The following is a 17,693-nucleotide window of genomic DNA, read 5'->3' as shown; positions in this document are numbered from 1 at the left end:
TCTCGCGCGGTTCGTTGAGGCTTAGTGACGGAGCGCCGGCGTCCGCCTTCACCCGCCGCGACATCGGACGCGCTATTTGCTCCGTCGTTCCGTTGCCGGACGGCCGGTCACGATGATGGCGGCAACCATGAGCGACATGACGATACCCTGCTGAGCCTTGCTTGCGACTCCGAAACACTCGTAGCTCGCCGCCCTTATCCGGTTCACCAATGACACCCGCGCGACAGATTGCGACGTCTAGCCCATCGCGCGCAGCGCTTTCACTTCCGCGAGCACGCGCGCGTGCAACGCGGGATCATCATCGACCGCGCTGTGGATGGTGGTGACGCGCTCCTGCACAAGCACCCCCCTGAATCCCGATGCCGCCTTCAAAATGCCGCGGCCGAGCGGAGATATCTTCTGATAGAAGCAGAGAGCGCGCGCGACATTCTTCGGCACCGGCGGCGGACCGAACAGGAGCCGGAAGCTCGTCGGATCAAAACAGACCACAAGCGGCACGGCGACGCGCGACGCCTCCAGCCGGACGGCAACCTTGATCGCAGCGTCCGCCCCCATCGAATGCCCGATGAGAACCACGCGGCCGCCCTTGCCGGCCGCCGCAAGCGCCAGTCCGGCAATCGCGCCCACCTCGCCATAAGGCCGCAGGAACGAGCCTTGCGGGTGTACGCTTGCGCTCACCCCCTGAGCATTGAGCTTGCGCGCGAGCACGTCGAGCCCGCCGGAAAAATAAAACGGCCGGCCACCGGCCAGCCCATGAATCAAAAAGGCGCGCAGCGGCGCGCCGTCGTCAGACGATGTCATGACAGCGTCATCTCCAAAAACGGGTTCAGGTTGGGAGCGGGCGATATCTGAGGCGCAGCCGCAACGAACGTGCCGCAGGATTCACGTCGCCCGCCTCGGGTATCGGACGATACTTGCTTATGCGCGGGCTCGCGGTTACAGGGCTTTCCGTCGGGGGGCATCCGGGCGCCAACCGATCCGGTGCTGCGCGGAAGCCATGCGCAGCCGGGGCGTTTGGAGGAGCGCATGCGCATTGCAATGATCGGTTCGGGCTATGTCGGGCTCGTGTCCGGGGCATGCTTCGCCGATTTCGGGCATCAGGTCGTTTGCGTGGACAAGGACACGCGCAAGATCGATGCGCTGAAGCAGGGCGAAATGCCGATCTACGAGCCGGGTCTTTCGGAGCTTGTTGCCAGCAATGCCCGTCAGGGCCGGCTGTCGTTCACGACCGATCTGAAGGATCCGGTCGCCGAGGCGGATGCGGTGTTCATCGCGGTCGGCACGCCGTCGCGGCGCGGCGATGGCCACGCCGACCTCACTTACGTCTATGACGCCGCGCGCGAGGTGGCGCGCGCGATCAGCGGCTTCACCGCCGTCATCACCAAATCCACGGTTCCGGTAGGCACCGGCGACGAGGTCGAACGGGTGATGCGGCAGACGCGGGGGGACGCCGATTTCGCGGTGGTCTCCAATCCCGAGTTTCTGCGCGAGGGCGCCGCAATCCGCGATTTCAAGCATCCCGACCGCATCGTCATCGGCACGCATGACGAACGCGCGAAGGAGCTGATGGCGGAAATCTACCGCCCGCTTTATCTCAATCGCGCACCCATCATGTACACCGAGCGCCGTACTGCGGAGCTGATCAAGTACGCCGCCAACGCATTCCTCGCGACCAAGATCACCTTCATCAACGAGATGGCGGATCTCGCCGAGAAAGTGGGCGCCGATGTCCAGGAGGTCGCGCGCGGCATCGGGCTCGACAACCGGATCGGCGGCAAGTTCCTGCATGCCGGGCCCGGCTTCGGCGGCTCCTGTTTCCCCAAGGACACCCTCGCGCTGATCAAGACGGGGCAGGATTACGAGGCGCCGTTGCGCATCGTCGAGACCGTGGTCGCGGTCAATGACCAAAGAAAGCGCGCGATGGCGCGCAAGGTCCTCGCCGCCGCGGGTGGAAGCCTGCGCGACAAGACGGTCGCCATCCTCGGGCTGACCTTCAAGCCGAATACCGACGACATGCGCGACTCGCCGTCGATCCCGCTGATAACGGCGTTGCAGGACATGGGCGCCAAGGTGCGTGCCTATGATCCCGAAGGCATGCAGCAGGCGCGCGACGTGCTGAGCAATGAGGTGGCCTACACCGACAGCGCTTATGCCTGCGCGGATGGCGCGGACGCGATGGTCATTGTCACCGAATGGGAGCAGTTTCGCGCGCTCGATCTCGACGCGATCCGGGCCTCGATGAAAAGCCCGGTGATCGTGGACCTTCGCAACGTCTATCCGGCCGAGGAAGTCGAAAAGCGTGGATTTGCCTATATCGGGATTGGCCGGGCGCCGGCCCGGAACCGCTAGCGCGCGACGTGCGATCAGCCCGGCGCGACGATCCAGGCGCTGCCGTTCCAGTGCGCCGTTTCCGTCTGCGGATCGTGGTCGCACCGCGTCTCGGTAGAGCCGAAGCTTTCATCGTCGAACCACACCGTACCGGAGCCCATGAAAGCGCCGGTCTGTTTCGAAAAGACGTAATAGATTCGGTCCATGCCTCGTCCTTTCCGACGCTTTCAGAGCTTGTTGAGATAGGGGCTTCGCAGCAGAGGTGTGGAGAAATTGGCGAGAAATGCGCCGCATTGCAGCAGGTCCGCACTGTTGACGGGCACGCCGAAGATCGTTCCGTCGGGAGCAAGCACGCCGCCATTCCACTTCGCGCTGCCGGTCAGCGTGGCGCTCATCGCCGACCTCGTTGCGGTTCCGGCAGCAGGGTCGATGATCAGAACATCGGTACTGTTCACCGGCATGCCGTAAATCTTTCCATCGGGACCCAGCACACCGCCGGTCCATTTGGCGCCGTCGGACAGCGTGGCTCCCATCGTCGACCGTGTTGCCGTCCCGGCCGCGGGATCGATGATCAGAATGTCGGCGCTGGCATAGGGGATGCCGTAGATTTTTCCATCCGGGCCGAGCACGCCGCCGGCCCACTTGTTGCCGCCGGCGAGCGTCGCCCCCATCGCCGAGCGGATTGCGGTGCCGGCATCGGAATCGATGATCAGAACATCGGTGCTGCTGTAAGGGATGCCATAAATCCTTCCGTCCGGACCGCGAACCCCGCCGATCCACTTCGAACTATCGGAAAGTGACGCCCCCATGGCCGACCGCGTTGCCGTCCCCGCAACCGCATCGATGATCAGGATGTCGGCGCCGCTATAGGGAATGCCGTAGATTTTCCCGTGCTTGCCGACAACGGCTCCGATCCATTTCGCGCTGTCGGACAGCGACGCCCCCATCGCCGACCGCGTTGCCGTCCCGGCCGCGGGATCGACGATCAGAATGTCGGCGCTGCCATACGGGATTCCGTAAATCTTCCCGTCGGGACCGAGCGCGCCGCCCGCCCATTTGTTGCTGCCTGTGAGCGTTGCGCTCATCGACGACCGCGTTGCAGTTCCGGCCACGGGGTCGATGATCAGGATGTCGGTGCTGCCGAAGGGTATGCCGTAGATATTTCCGTCGAGACCGAGCACGCCGCCGATCCATTTCGCGCTGTCTGACAGCGTCGCCCCCATGGCCGTTCGGGTTGCAACCGGCGCCATGCCGGGCATGAGGTTTCGCGGCATGCCGAGATCACGGGTGACCATGTAGGAGTCGGAATATTGCCGGGTGGCGATGCCAAGTCTCGCCGTGGGGTCGGACGCGACCGTCATCTTCCCGCTCGCCCGGTCGATTGCGAGCGCCGTGCTCCAGGCTGAACCGTCGGAACTGACCTTGACCGCCAGGTTGTCGTCGCCGATCAGTCCGATCTCGGCGCGCCCGGAAAATCCGCATTGAAACAGCAGGGAAACAATGTCGGCTGCGGTTTCCTTGTTGAGCTTGTAGCGAAGGCTGCCGTCACCGCCCTCACCGTCATAGCGAGCGGTCCACAGCACATTGTTGAGCTTGGCGGCGAGCGGGTTTGTGTCATCGGCGATGGTGCCAAGCCCAAGCAGGGCGACATTTTGCAGATCGGGGCTTGCGCCAAGAATCTGCACCCAGTCGCTGCCATCGAACAGCAGCGGAGTGTCTTCGTCCTCGACGTAGCAAATCCAGCCGGATTGCGGTGCATGGAACGACCAGGCGCCGTCGCGATAGGCGGCGATCTGGTTGTCACGGCCGGCGAATGCGCCGCTGCCTGACAATGGCACCAGATAGCGGTCGCCCTCCACCGGCGAGCCGGGCGGCGCCGACAGGTCACGGTCCTTGACCGCGAGCATGACGAGCGCGTCGAGCATCCGCAGCGCCTCGTTGTGCGTGACATGCTTCTGCGCCTGCGCCGCGGCGATATAGGGCAAGGCGAGGTGGGTGGTTTCGCTCATGTCGAATTTCCGTTATTGCGAGGCCGCGGCGGCGGTGCCGCGACGGAACCGGTCGAACCGATGGACGAAATCAGCGCGGCATTGCTGATGAAGAAGGAGTTGCTGCCCGGCGAAAAGCTGCTGCGCAGTTTCGGCGCCAATGCCTTGCTGCCGCTTCACCCCGATGCCGGGGGCGCGGGAGCGAAGCCCTATGTGCTTGGCGCGTCGGCCCCGCGCAAGGTGCTGGGCATGCTCCACCTGACCAACTACCGGCTCAAATTCAAACCGGCGAACCCCGCCGAAGCTGATTTCTCGATCATGCTGCCGGCCATCGCCCGCATACAAAATGTGTCGTTTCTGTTCGTGCGGAAGTTCCGGCTCACCATGGCGGACGGCAGCTTCATCGAATTCCTGAAATGGGGAATCCCGTCCTTCATCAACGCGGTCCATGCCGTCGCCGGCCAGACGCGATATCTTGACTGGCAAGCGATCGAACGCGACATGGCAAGCGAACCGGAAAAGCTCGGCGCATGGTCGGTCCAGCCGCGCGCAGCTCAGCCTACGGACACGACCGCTTCCGCCGGATAGCCACGACCGACCAGAGCCGACATCTGGACGACCCGAACCGCGATCGCGTCGAGCGGCGCGCCGAAATCGGCGATCTCGTCGGCGGATGGATAAAGCAGGTGCGGCGTGGATGATGTCAGTACGCGCCTGACCGTCCCGTCATCGAGAATGTCCAATTCATAGCGCTCGTCCGCCTCGCCGAGCGGGACATCCACCGCGTCCCAGGAATCGCCGTCGAGCCGCGTGCGCCGAAGCCACGACAGCACGATACCGTCGTCCTCGCGTACCGCGCGCAAATGCACCGGCGCATAGGGACGCAGCGCCTCGCCGCTTGGCGTCGTTTCCGCGGTCACCGCAGCACCGTCATCGTGGTCGCGGTCTCCGGCGACAATCCGCAATGAAAGCGGCCGACCGAGCATATCGAGCCCGCGCGCGACCGGAACGACATGCTCATCCAGCAGAATGAACGGCGCGCCCTCCGGCAACGGATCGCCGATCGCCCATTCGGTACCGCCCTGTCCGCGCAGCAGCCGTGACAATTCATAGATGCCGTCACCGGTCAGTTCGGCATGACCGAACTGGATGATTTCGCAGGCACCATCCGGCCGCTGCAGCGCCGCGAGATTGGCGCCCCCCAGCATGGCGAGATCGGAGATGGATGCAAGTTCTCCGCCATAGACTTGCACGCGCAGAAGGTTCGCGTCGTCAAGGCGTCCCGCCGGGCCTTTCGGCAGCGGATCGAGGGTCTCGCCCACGATCGCGGGCGCGAAGGCGATGGCGGCCCGCTCGAAGGACGAGCCGTCGCGCGAGCGCCAGATCGCGACCGGTCCCGGCCATGGATCGGCAAAGACCGCCGCACGCGTGAGCACGACCGGCTCGATGATATCCGGCGACGGCAGGTCGAGTAGCCGCACTTCCACCGGCCCGACGGCCGGCGGTATCGGCGGTTCGCCCGAAGCGTCCGGCACGAGCGTCACATTGAAGACTTCCGGGTCGATCGATCGCGCTTGTACCGCACGCGACTGCGTATCGACGATGTCGCGCAATTCCAGAACGCGCCGGCGGCCGTCTGCGGTCAAGCCGATCACATCGCCGGGCGTCAGCGCAATCCGACTCGGCGGCAATGAAAAATCGGCACGTTCGCGCCCGGCCCAGAGATCCTGCAGCCAGATTTCCGCGCGCCGTTCCGCTGCCTTGCCGCCGGTCACCATCGCGATGTCGTTTTGCACCAGTCGCGCCGATCCTCCAACCAGACGCCGCGACGCAGCCGCACCGCGACGATAGTCGTTGCGGCCATCGACGAAGCCGAGCGAAACTTCACGTGGCAGTTCGGTTTCCTGCGCACGCACCAGCCGCAAAGGCGCGCCGCGATCCGGCAGCACGCAATCGCCCTCACTGAGTTCGAGCACGGGCGCAGCGCCGCGCGGACGAAAGGCAAGCGCGCCGCCCGGCTCCATCGCGTCGAACGAAAACGCCTGCGCCAACGGCTCGATGGCCCCGCGCGCGCTCATCGGCCGGTCGATGCTGTAGCCGTCGGGCCCCTCGCCCAGTGCCGACACGTCGCATCCGGGCGCCTCCGCATCGGCCAGGATCGTCCCGATCAACCCCTCCATCGCCGCGGCTCCGAGACGTCCGGTCAGCCAATGCCCGGTCTGCCAGTTGGCGCCATCGCTCCAGGTACCGCTCGCCTGCGGGAAGACCGGATAGGGCCGTGCGTCCCAGGTCCAGACGTGGATGGCGGACGGATCGAGCATCGGGCCATCGTACAGAGAGGACTGCGGATTGAGCGCGCTGTCCGCCTCGAATGCCGCCAGCACGGCTTCAAGGTATCGGCGCTGCATCAGGTCGTCGCGCGTGGCGTTTGAAAAGTGAGGATAGCCTCCGGTCTCCGATTTCGGATCGGGAAAAATGCTCGGTTGGTTCGCGCCCTTGTCGACCGCCGGACACCCGGTCTCGGTGAGCCAGATCGGTTTCGACTGCGGCACCCATGCGGTGGGCGCAGTCAGTTCGACGCCGTCCGCGCGCTCATAATGCGGCTGGCTCCAGAAGCTCCAGATATCCTTCTGACGAAACATCCACGGTTTGCCGAGCCCATCGGCAATTGTCGTTCGCATCTGCGCTTCACGCGCGGCCATATCCGCATAGTAGAAGTCGAACCCCTCCCCGCTGGCGATATTGGCCGCCAGATAGCCGCGATCATGGATCGTATCCGCGATCGTCCGGTCGGCGTGATCGGGCGTGTCGCGCCAGTCCGACAGTGGCGGGTAGTAGTCGATGCCGATCACATCGATATCCGGCGAGGCCCAGAGCGGGTCGAGCGGGAAACGCACCTCCTGCGCCATCGCATCGACAACATGCGTCCCATACTCGGTCCAGTCTGCCGCATAGGTTATGATCGTGTCTTCGCCGACAATGGCACGCACGTCCGCAGCGAGGGTTACGAGCTGATTCACCGCCGGATAGACCCCGGCAGCCGACCGGACGCGCGTCAGGCTTTTCAATTCGGAGCCGATGACGAACGCATCGACGCCGCCCGCTTCCAGCGCAAGCTCCGCGTAGTGCAGGATCATGCGGCGGAAATTCCAGCCGGCAGCGCCGCCATCCGCGAAGAACGCATCGACCTGCTCCCCTGCTTCGCTGGTGCCGTCGGGCGAACCCTCGATATTCGGCGCGGGAAAGCAGGTGATCTCGCCGCGCCACGGATAGGCCGGCTGCGGCGCGACGCCGGTATGGGGGTTGGGCAGATCGTTGCCGGCCGGCACATCCATCATCACGAACGGATAGAGCGTGACCTTCAGCCCACGCTCCTTCAACTCGGCGATCAGACGGCGAACGCCGTTGTCGGACGGCGTTCCGCCATAGGCTGCGCGGTCCTCGATCTGCGATACCACCACGGCATCGTCGCGATCGAGGCCCGCCACCGACCAGCTCGCACCGTCGGTCTTCTTGTTCGCGCCATCGACACGGGGACGGATCCGGCAGACTCCGGCGCGCAGATCGTCGCCGAACCACGACACCACCAGCGCGACCCGTTCGAGATTGGGGCACAGCGCCTGCAACTCATCGAGCGAGGCGATGACATCGGAGGGAGCATGCGCGACATGCCGGTTTTCCGGCGCGTGCTTGCCGGGCCCGAGCCGGCGCGTCACGGCCCGGGGATCGTAGCCGAACTCGGTTGCGCCCGGGATCAGCGTTACCGCCCGCACCATCTGTTCCAGCGCGCCGACCGGCCGCACGATCTCGAACGACAATTGCGGGATGCGATTGCCGAACCGACCGACCGGGAGCCGCTCGAACACCACGTAGCTGAGCCCCCGATAGGCCGGCGCATCCTCGGCACCTTCCTTTGCAACGATCAGCGGGTCGGCCGCCTGATCCTCGCTGCCCGGATAGAACCGCACATTGAGCCGGGACGGATCGAGCGGCTTGCCGTCGGCCCAGACACGGGCGAGATGCGCGACCGGCCCTTCGGCGAGCCCGACTGCGATATTGGCAAAATACGAATAGGTGCGCGTCGTGGTCCCCTGTGGCGCCGGATCGGCGCCCTTGCCGCCCGCACCTCCCGCCGCCTCGGTGCGGGTCTTGACCTTCTCCTCGAGTGCGGTCGCCCAGATCACCTGACCCGCCACGCGCACCCGCCCATAGACGCGCGGAATCGGGGCGCCTTCGGTCGAGACCATGATGTCGAGGTCGCGCAGGCGAGGCCCCTCGTGGATTGGCGCCGCTGCCGACACAGGCGAAAACAGCCGCTGATCGATCAGGCTGCCGCCGACCGCACCTGCGAGCCGGCCGGCGAATGCACCGGCGGGGCCGAACAGCGCACCGCCAAGTGCACTCCCCGCAGCGGACAGTACGAGCGATGCCATCAGTTCACTCCGGGAAAGCGAAAGACATAGGCGAGACGCCGCCGCCACCACGGCGCCAGCGCAACCTCCGCGACTGCCGCGCCGTCATGGGCGTGGATCATGGTGGCATCCGCGGTCAGGATCGCCGCGTGCTTCGCGACAAGACCCGCACGCCACCGAAACAGCAGCACGTCGCCTCCCCGCATCGCGTCGTGCGCAACCGGCACGAGATGCCGCGCACCGGCTTCCGCCAGTGTTTCGCGCGACGTGGCTTCGGCCCAGTCGCGCGAATAGGCCGGCATGCGTTCGGGCTCTTCGCCGTAGAGCGCACGCCATACCCCGCGCACCAGGCCGAGGCAGTCGCAGCCGACCCCTTTCAGTGAAGCCTGGTGACGATACGGCGTGCCGATCCATCTGCGCGCTTCCGCGATGATGCGTGTTGGAGTAATGGACATTGGAGTTACCGCAATATTCGGTGCGCTCCCGCTCCCCTTTCAGGGCCTTTCGGGAGAGAGGGTGAGGAGAGCTAGGCCTTCTTCAAACTCTTCCCGTCATGGCCCGGCTCGCCATCGGTGGCGTAACGGATGATGAAATCGTTGCCGGGGATATGCGGGAACCCGCGGAAGTTCGCCACATTCTCGAAGCGATCGCGGCAGGTGGCGAAACGCTTGTCGCAGCCTGCGGTAACGACAAACATGTCGCCCGGTGCGATCGGAAGCGCCAAAGCCTGCCACAATTCGATGATGACGACGTCCCCCGCCACGTGGTGGCGCTTCACTTCCATCGCATCGCCGTCATTGGCACCGCCTGAAAAAGTCAGCCGCCCGCCGGTGAACCAGCCATCCGCGAAATCCGACAGCCCGCCGGCAGTGAACGCCGAGACACCAGTCAGCGCCGTCACCGCACCCTCGCCATGGTAGGACGCATCTTCTAGATCGACGCTGCAGCGTGCGTCGCCGAGATCGGCCGCGCAGGTCGGCGTATAGAGCCGTCCGGTCTCCGCGTTGAGCGCGTCGGCAAGTCCGCGCAACTCGGCCGCGAACGCCCTGCCCTCGCGCCGCACCTCGCCGATATGGCCGCGCGACATCAGGACGTGCAGCGACGGCTCGCTCCAGTCGACGAGATACAGGTCGACCTGCGCTGCGTCGTAGCGCCCGGCTGCGAGCGCATTCTCGCTCAGGGCCTCGTCGGAAAGCGCACCCGACACTTCCATGCCATCAACCGAGAGGCCGAGACGCGTCACCGCCTCCGATCCGGCAAAGCCGGTATCGGCGCGGCAGGTGACATCGTTCAGTATGATGTCGCGGTCGTGGTCGGTGAAGCCCTGCACGATGCCGTCGCGCCGGGTGACGATGTAGCAGCGGCACAGGGTGGTGGCGCCGGAATCCAGTCTGGCCTGCAGCGCGGGCGGGATGGCACGCATGGTTTCACAGCCTGATTTCAATGAGCGGGATTTTCGGAATTGCCCCCGACGCAAAGGCCGACATGTCGACCTCCAGATATTCGGTGTCGAACCGCACCGGCACGTCGAATAGAAAGCCCGCCGTCACCGCGTCGCCGAGGCCTGGCGGTTCACTCAGCATCACGACACCGGTCGTCACATCGACATCGAAGCCATCCTCCAGTTCCATGCCACCGACCGCCACACGAACACTGCCTGCGACAGGCTTGACGATCGGCCGCGCGTAAGGCGCGAACGCCGCGCCATAAGTCTTCAACAGTTGAAAGCTGTCGGTCGTCCCGTCGCCGAAACCGAGCGTCTGGTCGAGCGCGGTCACCGAGACGCCCGGCGCCGCGGAGGAATGATCGAGCCGGTCGCGCCAGCGAAAGCCGTGCAGCATGCCGCGCCGTTCCTCAAAAAACGCGATCACCTGCGACAGCGCATCGAATGTCTTGATGCCGTAACCCGCGTCATAGCGGCGCCGCGAATGTGCCCAGCGGGCGTTGCGCTCTTCGCGACCCGAGGCGAGCGCGACGATTTCGGTGCGCCGCTCCGGCCCGCCCGCGCTGCCGAACGCAATATCGAGCGGAAACAGGATTTCGTGAAAGGCTGTGGTCATGCCGGCATCCGTGACTGCGTCAAAGGGGAAATGGAACTGACGGCGCCGGCGCGTCTTGAGGTAGATCGATCGAGACCAGGAGGCGTGCCATGGCGACCTGCGAGACCTGCGGCAACAATTACGACAAGTCGTTCCAGGTGACGATGAACGGCGTCAGCCATACCTATGACAGCTTCGAATGCGCCATCCATGCGCTGGCGCCGACCTGCGCGAATTGTGGTATCCGGATTGTCGGCCACGGCCTCGAAGCGAGCGGCACGTTCTATTGCTGCGACCATTGCGCCGAGCACAAGGGCGTCAAGGGGCTGCGCGACCGCGTCTAGGGGTTTTCGAGCGAAGCGGGAACCGGTTCGCGTCAAGAAAGCGCACCATCAAACCTGCGCTCACAGCCCGCGCCGGCCGCGTGCAACCGCCCGCGCGATCTGCCCGGTGACATACATCTCGGAGCGGCGAAACGAGTCCGCGTCGGGCGTCGCGATATGCACCGTGATGCTGGCGCGCCCGCCGCCGGACGCCGCAACCCCAAGCCGTCCGTCCGGGCCGCGTGCGAGCGGCATGATCGCTTCGGGTCCGCCTTCGCCCGCAAGTCCCAGGCCGCCCGGACGCAGCGGAAAATAGGTCGGCGTGCCGATGATGCCGCCTGAGGCGAAGGGCTGGATTGTGCCCGACCCGATACCTCCCGCGAACAGCCCGGCAAATCCGGCCGTCAGGGCATTTTCCACCGGCTTGAACGCCAGCCGCAGCGCGATATCGGACAGACGCAGCGTGAGCGACTTCAGCACGGTCTCGAGACTGCGGCTGCCGGTCACGCCCTGCGCAAACGCACCCGACAGCGCGCGGCCGAATTGCGCAGCGCTGCGGTTGATGTCGTGCATCGCGCGATCGATGCTGCGCATGCCGCGATCGAGACCGTCCACGTTTCCGGTCAACGCGAAATCTTCGAAATCATCGGCCATCGGGATATCTCGTCATCAGGTCTGCGAGGTCGTCGCGGCGTAGCGGAGTCACGCCGCCGGTCGCCGCCTTGATTGCGAGCGCCAGTTCGCGCGGCGTCATCGCCCAGAATGCGCAGGGAGAGAGCCGCAGCACGCCGAGCCCGAAGCCGATCGCCTCGTCCCAGGGAAACGGCCTCATGCCTCGACCGGCCCGAAGGTCGCCTCGATCAGGGCCGCCGCGATCCGCACATAGCCTTCCGCGCCGTCCGGCGACGCCATGTGCGCGACCTGGTCGTCAGTCACGGCCTCGCCTGCGCCGCGCAAACCGGCACCGATGATGCGGATCAGATCGCGCGAACTCAGGCGGCCCTGCGCGAACCGCCCGGCAAGCGCGACGAGGTCGCCCTCGCCGAACCCCGCTTCCATCTCGGCAAGCGCGCCAAGTGTAAGCACCAGCGTACGCTTGCGGCCGCCGATCTCCGCTTCGATCTCGCCACGGTGATGATTGGGCATGCTGTTCCCCGCCTATGCCGCCGCGAATGTCAGTTCGCCCGCGGATTCCAGCGCCATGTCGTACGTGACCTCGCCGTCATGCTCGCCGGCAAATTCCAGGCTCGTGATCTGGAACGCGCCCTGCACAATGCCGAAATCCGGGATCACCACCTGGCAGTTCTTCACCGCGCCATCGAAGAAGGTCTGGCGCATCAGCGCATCGGTCGCGGCATCCTTGAACAGGCCGCGGCCGGACACGCCGGCTCGCTTGATGCCGGCGCCGTCGAGCAGTTCGCGCCAGCGGCCGGCGCTTTCGGCATGCGTGATGTCGACGCTCTCGGCGTTGAACGCGATGCGCCGCGATCGCAACCCCGCGACCGTTACGTAAGCACTGCCGTCATGCATCTTGACCAGCAGGTCCTTGCCCTTTTGTGCTGCCATGTTGTTCCTCAATGTCCGTTGCTGTCCCCCTCCCCCTTGTGGGGAGGGTCGGCGAAGTGAGCGCAGCGAACGAGCCGGGGTGGGGATCGTTGCTGTAATGCACCGCCTCTCGCCCCACCCCGATCATCCTCACTTCGTTCAACTGATCGACCCTCCCCACAAGGGGGAGGGTAAAAGGACGGAGCGCGCAGCGCATCACATCGCCTCCGTCACCGCGCGAAACCGCACCAGTGCGTGGTAGGTTCGCCCGTCGGACTCGCGCCGAATATCGGCAAGCGCGAAGCGCAGATTGACAAGCTGGTGGCCGTCGGGCGCCAGCGGCGTATCATCGAGCGCCTGCAACAGCGCGCCGGCGATCAGATGCGCTTCCCTGTGTCCGCCCTGCCGCGACCAGGCATGCAGCGTGAGCTGATGCTCCTGCAGCGACTCGTCGCCCGCGGAAAAATCGGACACCCGCGCTTCACCGAGCGTCACATACGGAAACGCCGCATGGGCCGGCGGCTCGTCGTAGATTTTCGGGCCGCCGAGAATGCCGGTGAGCGCGGTGTCCGCGCTCAACGCGTCATGGATCGCCGCGCGCAAGGCTGCGGTTGCTGTGGACATGGATGTCTCCGGTGATTACGGAACGATCTCTTCCGCCTCGATCGACAGAAACCGTCTGCGCCCGTCACGATCGCGCAGCGACACGATGCGGAAGATGCGCGCGCCGTCGCGGAAACGGTGCATCGTCGTGATGTCGTCGGCGAAGCGAATGCCGATGCGATGGGTGACGCGCGCTCCAAGCCGCTCAGCCTCCAGCGTGCGCGCGGCCGATACCGGCGTCACCTGCGCCCACAGCGTCGCAACACTTTCGAAGCTGCGCATCAAGCCGCCTGCACCATCGGCGCTTTCGACCGGTGCTTCGAGCGTGAGACGGCGGTTCAGCAGACCGGGATTGCTCATAGCGACAGCACCCGAAACGGCGCAATCATCGACGACACGGAGACCGGCATCGACGCCACCTCGCCGCTCGCCGCAATCACGCCGCGGTTCTCGTACCAGTGCGCGACCAGCATGCGGATCGCCTGGCGCAGCGGCTGGGGCACGGCGTCAGGCTCATCGCCGTAACCGGCCACGATGTCGATCTCGATACCGGCGGCAAGCTTGCCCGGCGCTGGAGGCGCACCGCGCACAAAAGCCAGCACGGCCGGAGCCGAGGCCCGGTCGATTGCGAAATCGTCGACATCGAGAAGCTCAGGCATGCCATCGGCATCGAACACCCGGATCGCTGCGACCTCCACCAGCGGCACCGGCAGCACGGGCAGCCGCCCGGCCGCGGGCCAGACATCGCGAACCAGCCGCCAGGTCTGTTCGATCAGCGCGCGGCGGGTCTGCGCCTCGACATGGACGCGGGCAGCCGCGATCAGTGCGGCAATCACATCGTCGTCGTCGTCGTGCGCGACCCGCAGAAAATGTTTGGCATCGGCAAGCGAAACCGGCTCGAGCGCCGGTGGCGTCAAGAGAATGGCGGACATGGATTTCTCCGTCATTCCGGGGCGCGGGCACACGCCCGCGAGCCCGGAACCCAGGCAAGAGCACCCGGTGGTTTGAAGTGGATTCCGGGTTCGCCGCTTCGCGGCGCCCGGAATGACGCCGGCTACATCGCGCCGGTCAGCATGATGGCGATCGGCATGATCGCCACCATCGCGAACGAGGTCAGCACCAGCGTGGATGCGGACTCGGTTTCATAAATGCCGTAGCGCGGCGCCAGCAGCACCGCGAAAGCCGAACTCGGGATCGCGCACATCAGGATGGTCTCGCGCGCCAGCGGTTCCTTGATCGACAGCGCCAGCACCAGCACCACCGCGAACAGCGGTTGCGCGATCATCTTGGCGATGACATTGCCGACGATCTCGGTCGTCACCCTCACCTTGTAGGCGGCGATGATCAGACCCGCCGCAAACAGCGAGACCCCCGATGTGGTCGAACCGATCAGCGTCAGCATGTTGTCGACCGGCTCCGGAACCCGGACGCCGGTCAGCACGATCGCGATCGCCGCCAGCGGCGCCCACACCACCGGCTTGACCAGGCTGCTCTTGAGCGCCTCGGCGACCTCCTTGCCAAGCCCCGCCGGATCGCCGCCGCTCCCCGCCCGCACGGCGCGTGCCGCGTGCATTTCCAGCAGCAGCACCGTCAGCGGCGCGATCGTCAGATTCGCCACCACCGTCGCCGTCGTCACCGACAGCACGCCGGAATCGCCGAACAAGCCCTTGAAGATCGGGATGCCCATGAACGCCACCGACGGAAAGCTCAGCAAGCAGGCCTGCAGGGCCACCTCGCCCAGCGAATGGCGCAGCACATACAGGCCAAACAGAACCACCGCGACATAAAACCCGACCAGCGCCAGGGTGATCGCAATCAGGAAGGCGGTCTCGCCGGCGGGCGGATGCGCCGCCGTCTTGACGATGCCGACAAACATGATCGCCGGCAGCGCGAAATCCAGCACCAGCTCGTTGATGCCCTTGACCTGGTCGGCGTCGAATTCCTTCGTGCGTCCAGCGAAATAGCCGAGCGCAAGCACGAACAGCACGGGCAACAGGACGGAGAATGAACTGACCAGCATGCGGGAATGTCGGGAGGCGCAGATGCGCGGGGTTCCCGACACTCGCATCATCGTCGCAGCCTGCCAAGGGGCGACACACCGCGCGTCATCGCCGCAGGTCTTATCCCCGTGCAGTTGACTCCGCGCGTGAACATCGTTCCAAGATCGCCGTCATGCGCCACCTTATCCTTGTTGCACCGCTTCTGCTCGCAAGCCTCTCGCCCGCGCCGGCCCTGGTCGGCGGCGCGCCCGCGGTTCAGGGACCGCATGCGGCGGTGATGATCGTCGGCTCGCGCGGCAATTCCTGTACCGGGATCGCGGTCGCGCGCGACCTGGTGCTGACCGCGGCGCATTGCGTGCCCGCCGGCGCCGAGTACAAGCTGGTTGAATTCGATGCGCAGCGTCAGCCGCGCCTGCGCGATACCCAGGGCATCGCGCGCCACCCGCAATTCAGCCAGAAGACCTTCGACGCCCACCGCGCCACCGCCGATGTCGCGCTGATCAAGGTCGCAACATCCGCCATGCCCGCCCCAATCCATGGGGAGCGGCTGAAGATCGCGCCCGGCGACCGGCTCACGCTGCAGGGCTTCGGCCTCACCCGCGCGGGCGACGGCAAGAGCGGCGGGACACTGCGCAGCGCCACGCTTACGGTGACCGGAAAGCCCGGCAATCTGCAAATCCGCCTGATGGACCCGGCCACGCGCAACGAGCGGCCGGGGCTTGGCGCCTGCACCGGGGATTCCGGCGCACCGGTATTTCGCGACATCGGCGGGCGCATGATGGTGGTCGGCGTGGTGAGCTGGTCGACCGCCGCCGGCAACGAGGCCGGCTGCGGCGGCCTCACCGGCGTTACGCCGCTGTCATTATACTATCCGTGGATCTTGCAGGCCGCGAAGCAGCTCGGCAGCCCGCTGGCGCCGTAACGCGTCCGCCATTGACAAGTCACACGCTCCTGCGAACCTGCCTCTCCCTTCCAATCCAGAGGCGGCCGCATGTTCCCCGTACCCACCAGCTACTTCCTGACCCGCGGCGTCGGCGTGCATCGCGACCAGCTCACCGCCTTCGAACTCGCATTGCGCGAGGCCGATATCGAGCAGCAGAATCTCGTCACCGTCTCCTCGATCCTGCCGCCCGAATGCGTCGAGATCACCCGCGAGGCCGGCGTCGCCACGCTGCGTCCCGGTGAAATCACCTTCTGCGTGATGGCCCGCACCGAGACCAACGAGCCCGGCCGCCGGATTCATTCCAGCATCGGGCTGGCGCGCCCGAGCGATGCGAAGATGTACGGCTACATCTCCGAGCATCACGGCTATGGCATGACCGGCGAGCAGAGCGGCGACTATGCCGAGGATCTGGCGGCCTCCATGCTCGCCTCCACGCTTGGCATCGAGTTCGATCCCGACGCCGCCTGGGACGAGCGCAAGAAGGTCTACCAGACCAGTCACCTCATATTCGGATCGACGTCGATCACCGCCGCTGCGATCGGGGACGATTCCGGCCGCTGGACCTGTGCGATCGCGGCGGCGGTGTTCCGTTTCACGGAGCGCAGGTGATGGCTGCGACGCCGACCTTCGCCGTGCCGTCGAGCTTCCTCGGCATCCTGCGGCTGGAAAGCGAGGCCAGTTTCCATGTTGCCGGCATTCCGCTCGATATCGGCACCACCAACAGAAGCGGCTCCCGGTTCGGACCGGCCGCGATCCGGCACGCGAGCCGCATGCTGGTCGATGGCGACCATCCGCATTGGTGGATCGATCCGGCCGGTCTGCCGGTCGCCGATATCGGCGATTTCGCGATTGCGCTCGGCGACATCGAGAACAGTCTCGCGCTGATCGAAGCGCAGGCGGCCGAATATTCGCATCTGATTGCGCTGGGTGGAGAACATACGATCTCGCTGCCGCTGCTTCGCGCCCTTTCGGGACGAATCGGCGAGCCACTCGCGCTGGTTCACTTCGATGCGCATGTCGACACCTGGCCCGACAATTTCGGGCAGACCTACGCCCACGGTTCGGTGTTCTTCCACGCCATCGAGGAAGGACTGATCAATCCGGCCCGGAGCGTGCAGATCGGCATCCGTTCACCGGTGCAGAAGGATGTCTACGAATGGACGCTCGACAAGGGCGTTACCATCATCACCGCGCAGGATGTCCACGAATCCGGCCCGCAGAACGTGGCTCAGCGCGTCACCGGCATCGTCGGCGACGCTCCGGCCTACCTGTCCTTCGACATCGATTGCCTCGACCCGGCTTTCGCGCCGGGCACCGGCACGCCGGAGATCGGCGGACTGGCAAGCTGGCAGGCGCAGGCCATCCTGCGCCGGCTGGACGCGCTCGCCTTCTCCGGAATGGATGTTGTCGAGGTGGCCCCCGCTTACGACACCGCCGAGATCACAGCGCTCGCGGCCGCGACAATGGCGTGGGAATACCTGGCGATGGTCGGCAAGCAAGCGGGCTGACGGA

Annotated in this window: 21 protein-coding genes; 6 read left to right on the top strand and 15 right to left on the bottom strand. The window is 65.7% G+C overall.

Annotation, left to right across the window (positions count from 1 at the left end; translation table 11 throughout):
• Nucleotides 1–237: 237 nt before the first annotated feature.
• Entirely contained in the window at nt 238–801 is a 564-nt protein-coding gene (locus AB7F49_RS04230; RefSeq protein WP_428520583.1) for a hypothetical protein, read from the bottom strand.
• Nucleotides 802–1,026: 225 nt separating this feature from the next.
• Here AB7F49_RS04230 and AB7F49_RS04225 point away from each other — a divergent pair, with 225 nt between their 5' ends.
• Complete coding sequence (locus AB7F49_RS04225; RefSeq protein WP_428520582.1) at nt 1,027–2,349, top strand: UDP-glucose dehydrogenase family protein; 1,323 nt, start codon at nt 1,027–1,029, stop codon at nt 2,347–2,349.
• 14 nt (nt 2,350–2,363) lie between these two features.
• Here AB7F49_RS04225 and AB7F49_RS04220 read toward each other — a convergent pair whose 3' ends face one another.
• Together AB7F49_RS04220 and AB7F49_RS04215 are read right to left on the bottom strand one after the other, a co-directional pair.
• Nucleotides 2,364–2,534, bottom strand: a complete 171-nt coding sequence (locus AB7F49_RS04220) for a hypothetical protein (RefSeq protein ID WP_428520581.1) — start codon at nt 2,532–2,534, stop codon at nt 2,364–2,366.
• A gap of 21 nt (nt 2,535–2,555) precedes the next feature.
• Nucleotides 2,556–4,337 (bottom strand): DUF2793 domain-containing protein, encoded by a 1,782-nt coding sequence (locus tag AB7F49_RS04215; RefSeq protein ID WP_428520580.1) that lies wholly within the window; start codon nt 4,335–4,337, stop codon nt 2,556–2,558.
• Nucleotides 4,338–4,397: 60 nt separating this feature from the next.
• Between AB7F49_RS04215 and AB7F49_RS04210 the strand changes: the two genes are divergently transcribed.
• Nucleotides 4,398–4,904, top strand: a complete 507-nt coding sequence (locus AB7F49_RS04210) for a hypothetical protein (protein WP_428520579.1) — start codon at nt 4,398–4,400, stop codon at nt 4,902–4,904.
• Here the strand turns inward: AB7F49_RS04210 and AB7F49_RS04205 are convergent.
• From AB7F49_RS04205 to AB7F49_RS04190, 4 genes are all read right to left on the bottom strand, one after another.
• On the bottom strand, nt 4,871–8,749 hold the full coding sequence (locus AB7F49_RS04205) for a baseplate multidomain protein megatron (protein ID WP_428520578.1): 3,879 nt from the start codon (nt 8,747–8,749) through the stop codon (nt 4,871–4,873). The genes AB7F49_RS04210 and AB7F49_RS04205 overlap by 34 nt on opposite strands.
• Complete coding sequence (locus AB7F49_RS04200) at nt 8,749–9,183, bottom strand: NlpC/P60 family protein (protein WP_428520577.1); 435 nt, start codon at nt 9,181–9,183, stop codon at nt 8,749–8,751. The genes AB7F49_RS04205 and AB7F49_RS04200 overlap by 1 nt, the downstream gene beginning before the upstream one ends.
• 71 nt (nt 9,184–9,254) lie before the next feature.
• Nucleotides 9,255–10,151: a DUF2163 domain-containing protein gene (locus AB7F49_RS04195; protein ID WP_428520576.1), complete on the bottom strand. Its 897-nt coding sequence runs from the start codon at nt 10,149–10,151 to the stop codon at nt 9,255–9,257.
• A gap of 4 nt (nt 10,152–10,155) precedes the next feature.
• A complete protein-coding gene (locus AB7F49_RS04190; protein ID WP_428520575.1) occupies nt 10,156–10,788 on the bottom strand; it encodes a phage distal tail protein, Rcc01695 family in 633 nt (210 codons plus the stop codon).
• 89 nt (nt 10,789–10,877) lie between these two features.
• Between AB7F49_RS04190 and AB7F49_RS04185 the strand changes: the two genes are divergently transcribed.
• A complete protein-coding gene (locus AB7F49_RS04185; RefSeq protein WP_428520574.1) occupies nt 10,878–11,111 on the top strand; it encodes a hypothetical protein in 234 nt (77 codons plus the stop codon).
• Nucleotides 11,112–11,171: 60 nt separating this feature from the next.
• Here AB7F49_RS04185 and AB7F49_RS04180 read toward each other — a convergent pair whose 3' ends face one another.
• The 8 genes from AB7F49_RS04180 to AB7F49_RS04145 form a co-directional block, all read right to left on the bottom strand.
• On the bottom strand, nt 11,172–11,744 hold the full coding sequence (locus AB7F49_RS04180; RefSeq protein ID WP_428520573.1) for a phage tail tape measure protein: 573 nt from the start codon (nt 11,742–11,744) through the stop codon (nt 11,172–11,174).
• Nucleotides 11,734–11,922 (bottom strand): rcc01693 family protein, encoded by a 189-nt coding sequence (locus AB7F49_RS04175; RefSeq protein WP_428520572.1) that lies wholly within the window; start codon nt 11,920–11,922, stop codon nt 11,734–11,736. Before AB7F49_RS04175 ends, AB7F49_RS04180 begins: the two co-directional genes overlap by 11 nt.
• Nucleotides 11,919–12,236 carry a gene transfer agent family protein gene (locus AB7F49_RS04170; RefSeq protein WP_428520571.1) on the bottom strand — a complete coding sequence of 106 codons (318 nt, stop codon included), beginning with the start codon at nt 12,234–12,236 and terminating at the stop codon, nt 11,919–11,921. Before AB7F49_RS04170 ends, AB7F49_RS04175 begins: the two co-directional genes overlap by 4 nt.
• Nucleotides 12,237–12,248: 12 nt before the next feature.
• A complete protein-coding gene (locus AB7F49_RS04165; protein WP_428520570.1) occupies nt 12,249–12,656 on the bottom strand; it encodes a phage major tail protein, TP901-1 family in 408 nt (135 codons plus the stop codon).
• A 195-nt stretch (nt 12,657–12,851) separates the two neighbouring features.
• A complete protein-coding gene (locus AB7F49_RS04160; RefSeq protein ID WP_428520569.1) occupies nt 12,852–13,259 on the bottom strand; it encodes a DUF3168 domain-containing protein in 408 nt (135 codons plus the stop codon).
• A gap of 15 nt (nt 13,260–13,274) precedes the next feature.
• A complete protein-coding gene (locus AB7F49_RS04155; RefSeq protein WP_428520568.1) occupies nt 13,275–13,598 on the bottom strand; it encodes a phage head closure protein in 324 nt (107 codons plus the stop codon).
• Complete coding sequence (locus AB7F49_RS04150) at nt 13,595–14,170, bottom strand: head-tail connector protein (RefSeq protein WP_428520567.1); 576 nt, start codon at nt 14,168–14,170, stop codon at nt 13,595–13,597. Before AB7F49_RS04150 ends, AB7F49_RS04155 begins: the two co-directional genes overlap by 4 nt.
• A gap of 122 nt (nt 14,171–14,292) precedes the next feature.
• Complete coding sequence (locus tag AB7F49_RS04145; RefSeq protein ID WP_428520566.1) at nt 14,293–15,258, bottom strand: AEC family transporter; 966 nt, start codon at nt 15,256–15,258, stop codon at nt 14,293–14,295.
• 152 nt (nt 15,259–15,410) lie between these two features.
• Between AB7F49_RS04145 and AB7F49_RS04140 the strand changes: the two genes are divergently transcribed.
• The 3 genes from AB7F49_RS04140 to speB all read left to right on the top strand — a co-directional run bounded on the left by AB7F49_RS04140 (nt 15,411) and on the right by speB (nt 17,689).
• Entirely contained in the window at nt 15,411–16,160 is a 750-nt protein-coding gene (locus AB7F49_RS04140; RefSeq protein WP_428520565.1) for a S1 family peptidase, read from the top strand.
• Nucleotides 16,161–16,229: 69 nt separating this feature from the next.
• Nucleotides 16,230–16,790 (top strand): pyruvoyl-dependent arginine decarboxylase, encoded by a 561-nt coding sequence (locus tag AB7F49_RS04135; protein WP_428520564.1) that lies wholly within the window; start codon nt 16,230–16,232, stop codon nt 16,788–16,790.
• On the top strand, nt 16,790–17,689 hold the full coding sequence (gene speB, locus AB7F49_RS04130; protein WP_428520563.1) for an agmatinase: 900 nt from the start codon (nt 16,790–16,792) through the stop codon (nt 17,687–17,689). The genes AB7F49_RS04135 and speB overlap by 1 nt, the downstream gene beginning before the upstream one ends.
• The last annotated feature ends 4 nt before the right edge of the window (nt 17,690–17,693 follow it).

This window comes from Pseudorhodoplanes sp., from assembly GCF_050250235.1.
Classification (GTDB): Bacteria; Pseudomonadota; Alphaproteobacteria; order Rhizobiales; family Xanthobacteraceae; genus Pseudorhodoplanes.
This window is presented reverse-complemented; position numbering and strand designations above follow the sequence as displayed.

Bases quoted from the DNA above. Each gene is read 5' to 3' on its own strand.
- AB7F49_RS04170 (WP_428520571.1), bottom strand. From the start codon at position 12,236: ATGCCCAATCATCACCGTGGCGAGATCGAAGCGGAGATCGGCGGCCGC.
- AB7F49_RS04155 (WP_428520568.1), bottom strand. From the start codon at position 13,598: ATGAGCAATCCCGGTCTGCTGAACCGCCGTCTCACGCTCGAAGCACCG.
- AB7F49_RS04230 (WP_428520583.1), bottom strand. From the start codon at position 801: ATGACATCGTCTGACGACGGCGCGCCGCTGCGCGCCTTTTTGATTCAT.
- AB7F49_RS04180 (WP_428520573.1), bottom strand. From the start codon at position 11,744: ATGGCCGATGATTTCGAAGATTTCGCGTTGACCGGAAACGTGGACGGT.
- AB7F49_RS04140 (WP_428520565.1), top strand. From the start codon at position 15,411: ATGCGCCACCTTATCCTTGTTGCACCGCTTCTGCTCGCAAGCCTCTCG.
- AB7F49_RS04145 (WP_428520566.1), bottom strand. From the start codon at position 15,258: ATGCTGGTCAGTTCATTCTCCGTCCTGTTGCCCGTGCTGTTCGTGCTT.
- AB7F49_RS04195 (WP_428520576.1), bottom strand. From the start codon at position 10,151: ATGCGTGCCATCCCGCCCGCGCTGCAGGCCAGACTGGATTCCGGCGCC.
- AB7F49_RS04190 (WP_428520575.1), bottom strand. From the start codon at position 10,788: ATGACCACAGCCTTTCACGAAATCCTGTTTCCGCTCGATATTGCGTTC.
- AB7F49_RS04185 (WP_428520574.1), top strand. From the start codon at position 10,878: ATGGCGACCTGCGAGACCTGCGGCAACAATTACGACAAGTCGTTCCAG.
- AB7F49_RS04220 (WP_428520581.1), bottom strand. From the start codon at position 2,534: ATGGACCGAATCTATTACGTCTTTTCGAAACAGACCGGCGCTTTCATG.
- speB (WP_428520563.1), top strand. From the start codon at position 16,790: ATGGCTGCGACGCCGACCTTCGCCGTGCCGTCGAGCTTCCTCGGCATC.
- AB7F49_RS04135 (WP_428520564.1), top strand. From the start codon at position 16,230: ATGTTCCCCGTACCCACCAGCTACTTCCTGACCCGCGGCGTCGGCGTG.
- AB7F49_RS04175 (WP_428520572.1), bottom strand. From the start codon at position 11,922: ATGAGGCCGTTTCCCTGGGACGAGGCGATCGGCTTCGGGCTCGGCGTG.
- AB7F49_RS04165 (WP_428520570.1), bottom strand. From the start codon at position 12,656: ATGGCAGCACAAAAGGGCAAGGACCTGCTGGTCAAGATGCATGACGGC.
- AB7F49_RS04150 (WP_428520567.1), bottom strand. From the start codon at position 14,170: ATGTCCGCCATTCTCTTGACGCCACCGGCGCTCGAGCCGGTTTCGCTT.
- AB7F49_RS04210 (WP_428520579.1), top strand. From the start codon at position 4,398: ATGGACGAAATCAGCGCGGCATTGCTGATGAAGAAGGAGTTGCTGCCC.
- AB7F49_RS04160 (WP_428520569.1), bottom strand. From the start codon at position 13,259: ATGTCCACAGCAACCGCAGCCTTGCGCGCGGCGATCCATGACGCGTTG.
- AB7F49_RS04225 (WP_428520582.1), top strand. From the start codon at position 1,027: ATGCGCATTGCAATGATCGGTTCGGGCTATGTCGGGCTCGTGTCCGGG.
- AB7F49_RS04215 (WP_428520580.1), bottom strand. From the start codon at position 4,337: ATGAGCGAAACCACCCACCTCGCCTTGCCCTATATCGCCGCGGCGCAG.
- AB7F49_RS04205 (WP_428520578.1), bottom strand. From the start codon at position 8,749: ATGGCATCGCTCGTACTGTCCGCTGCGGGGAGTGCACTTGGCGGTGCG.
- AB7F49_RS04200 (WP_428520577.1), bottom strand. From the start codon at position 9,183: ATGTCCATTACTCCAACACGCATCATCGCGGAAGCGCGCAGATGGATC.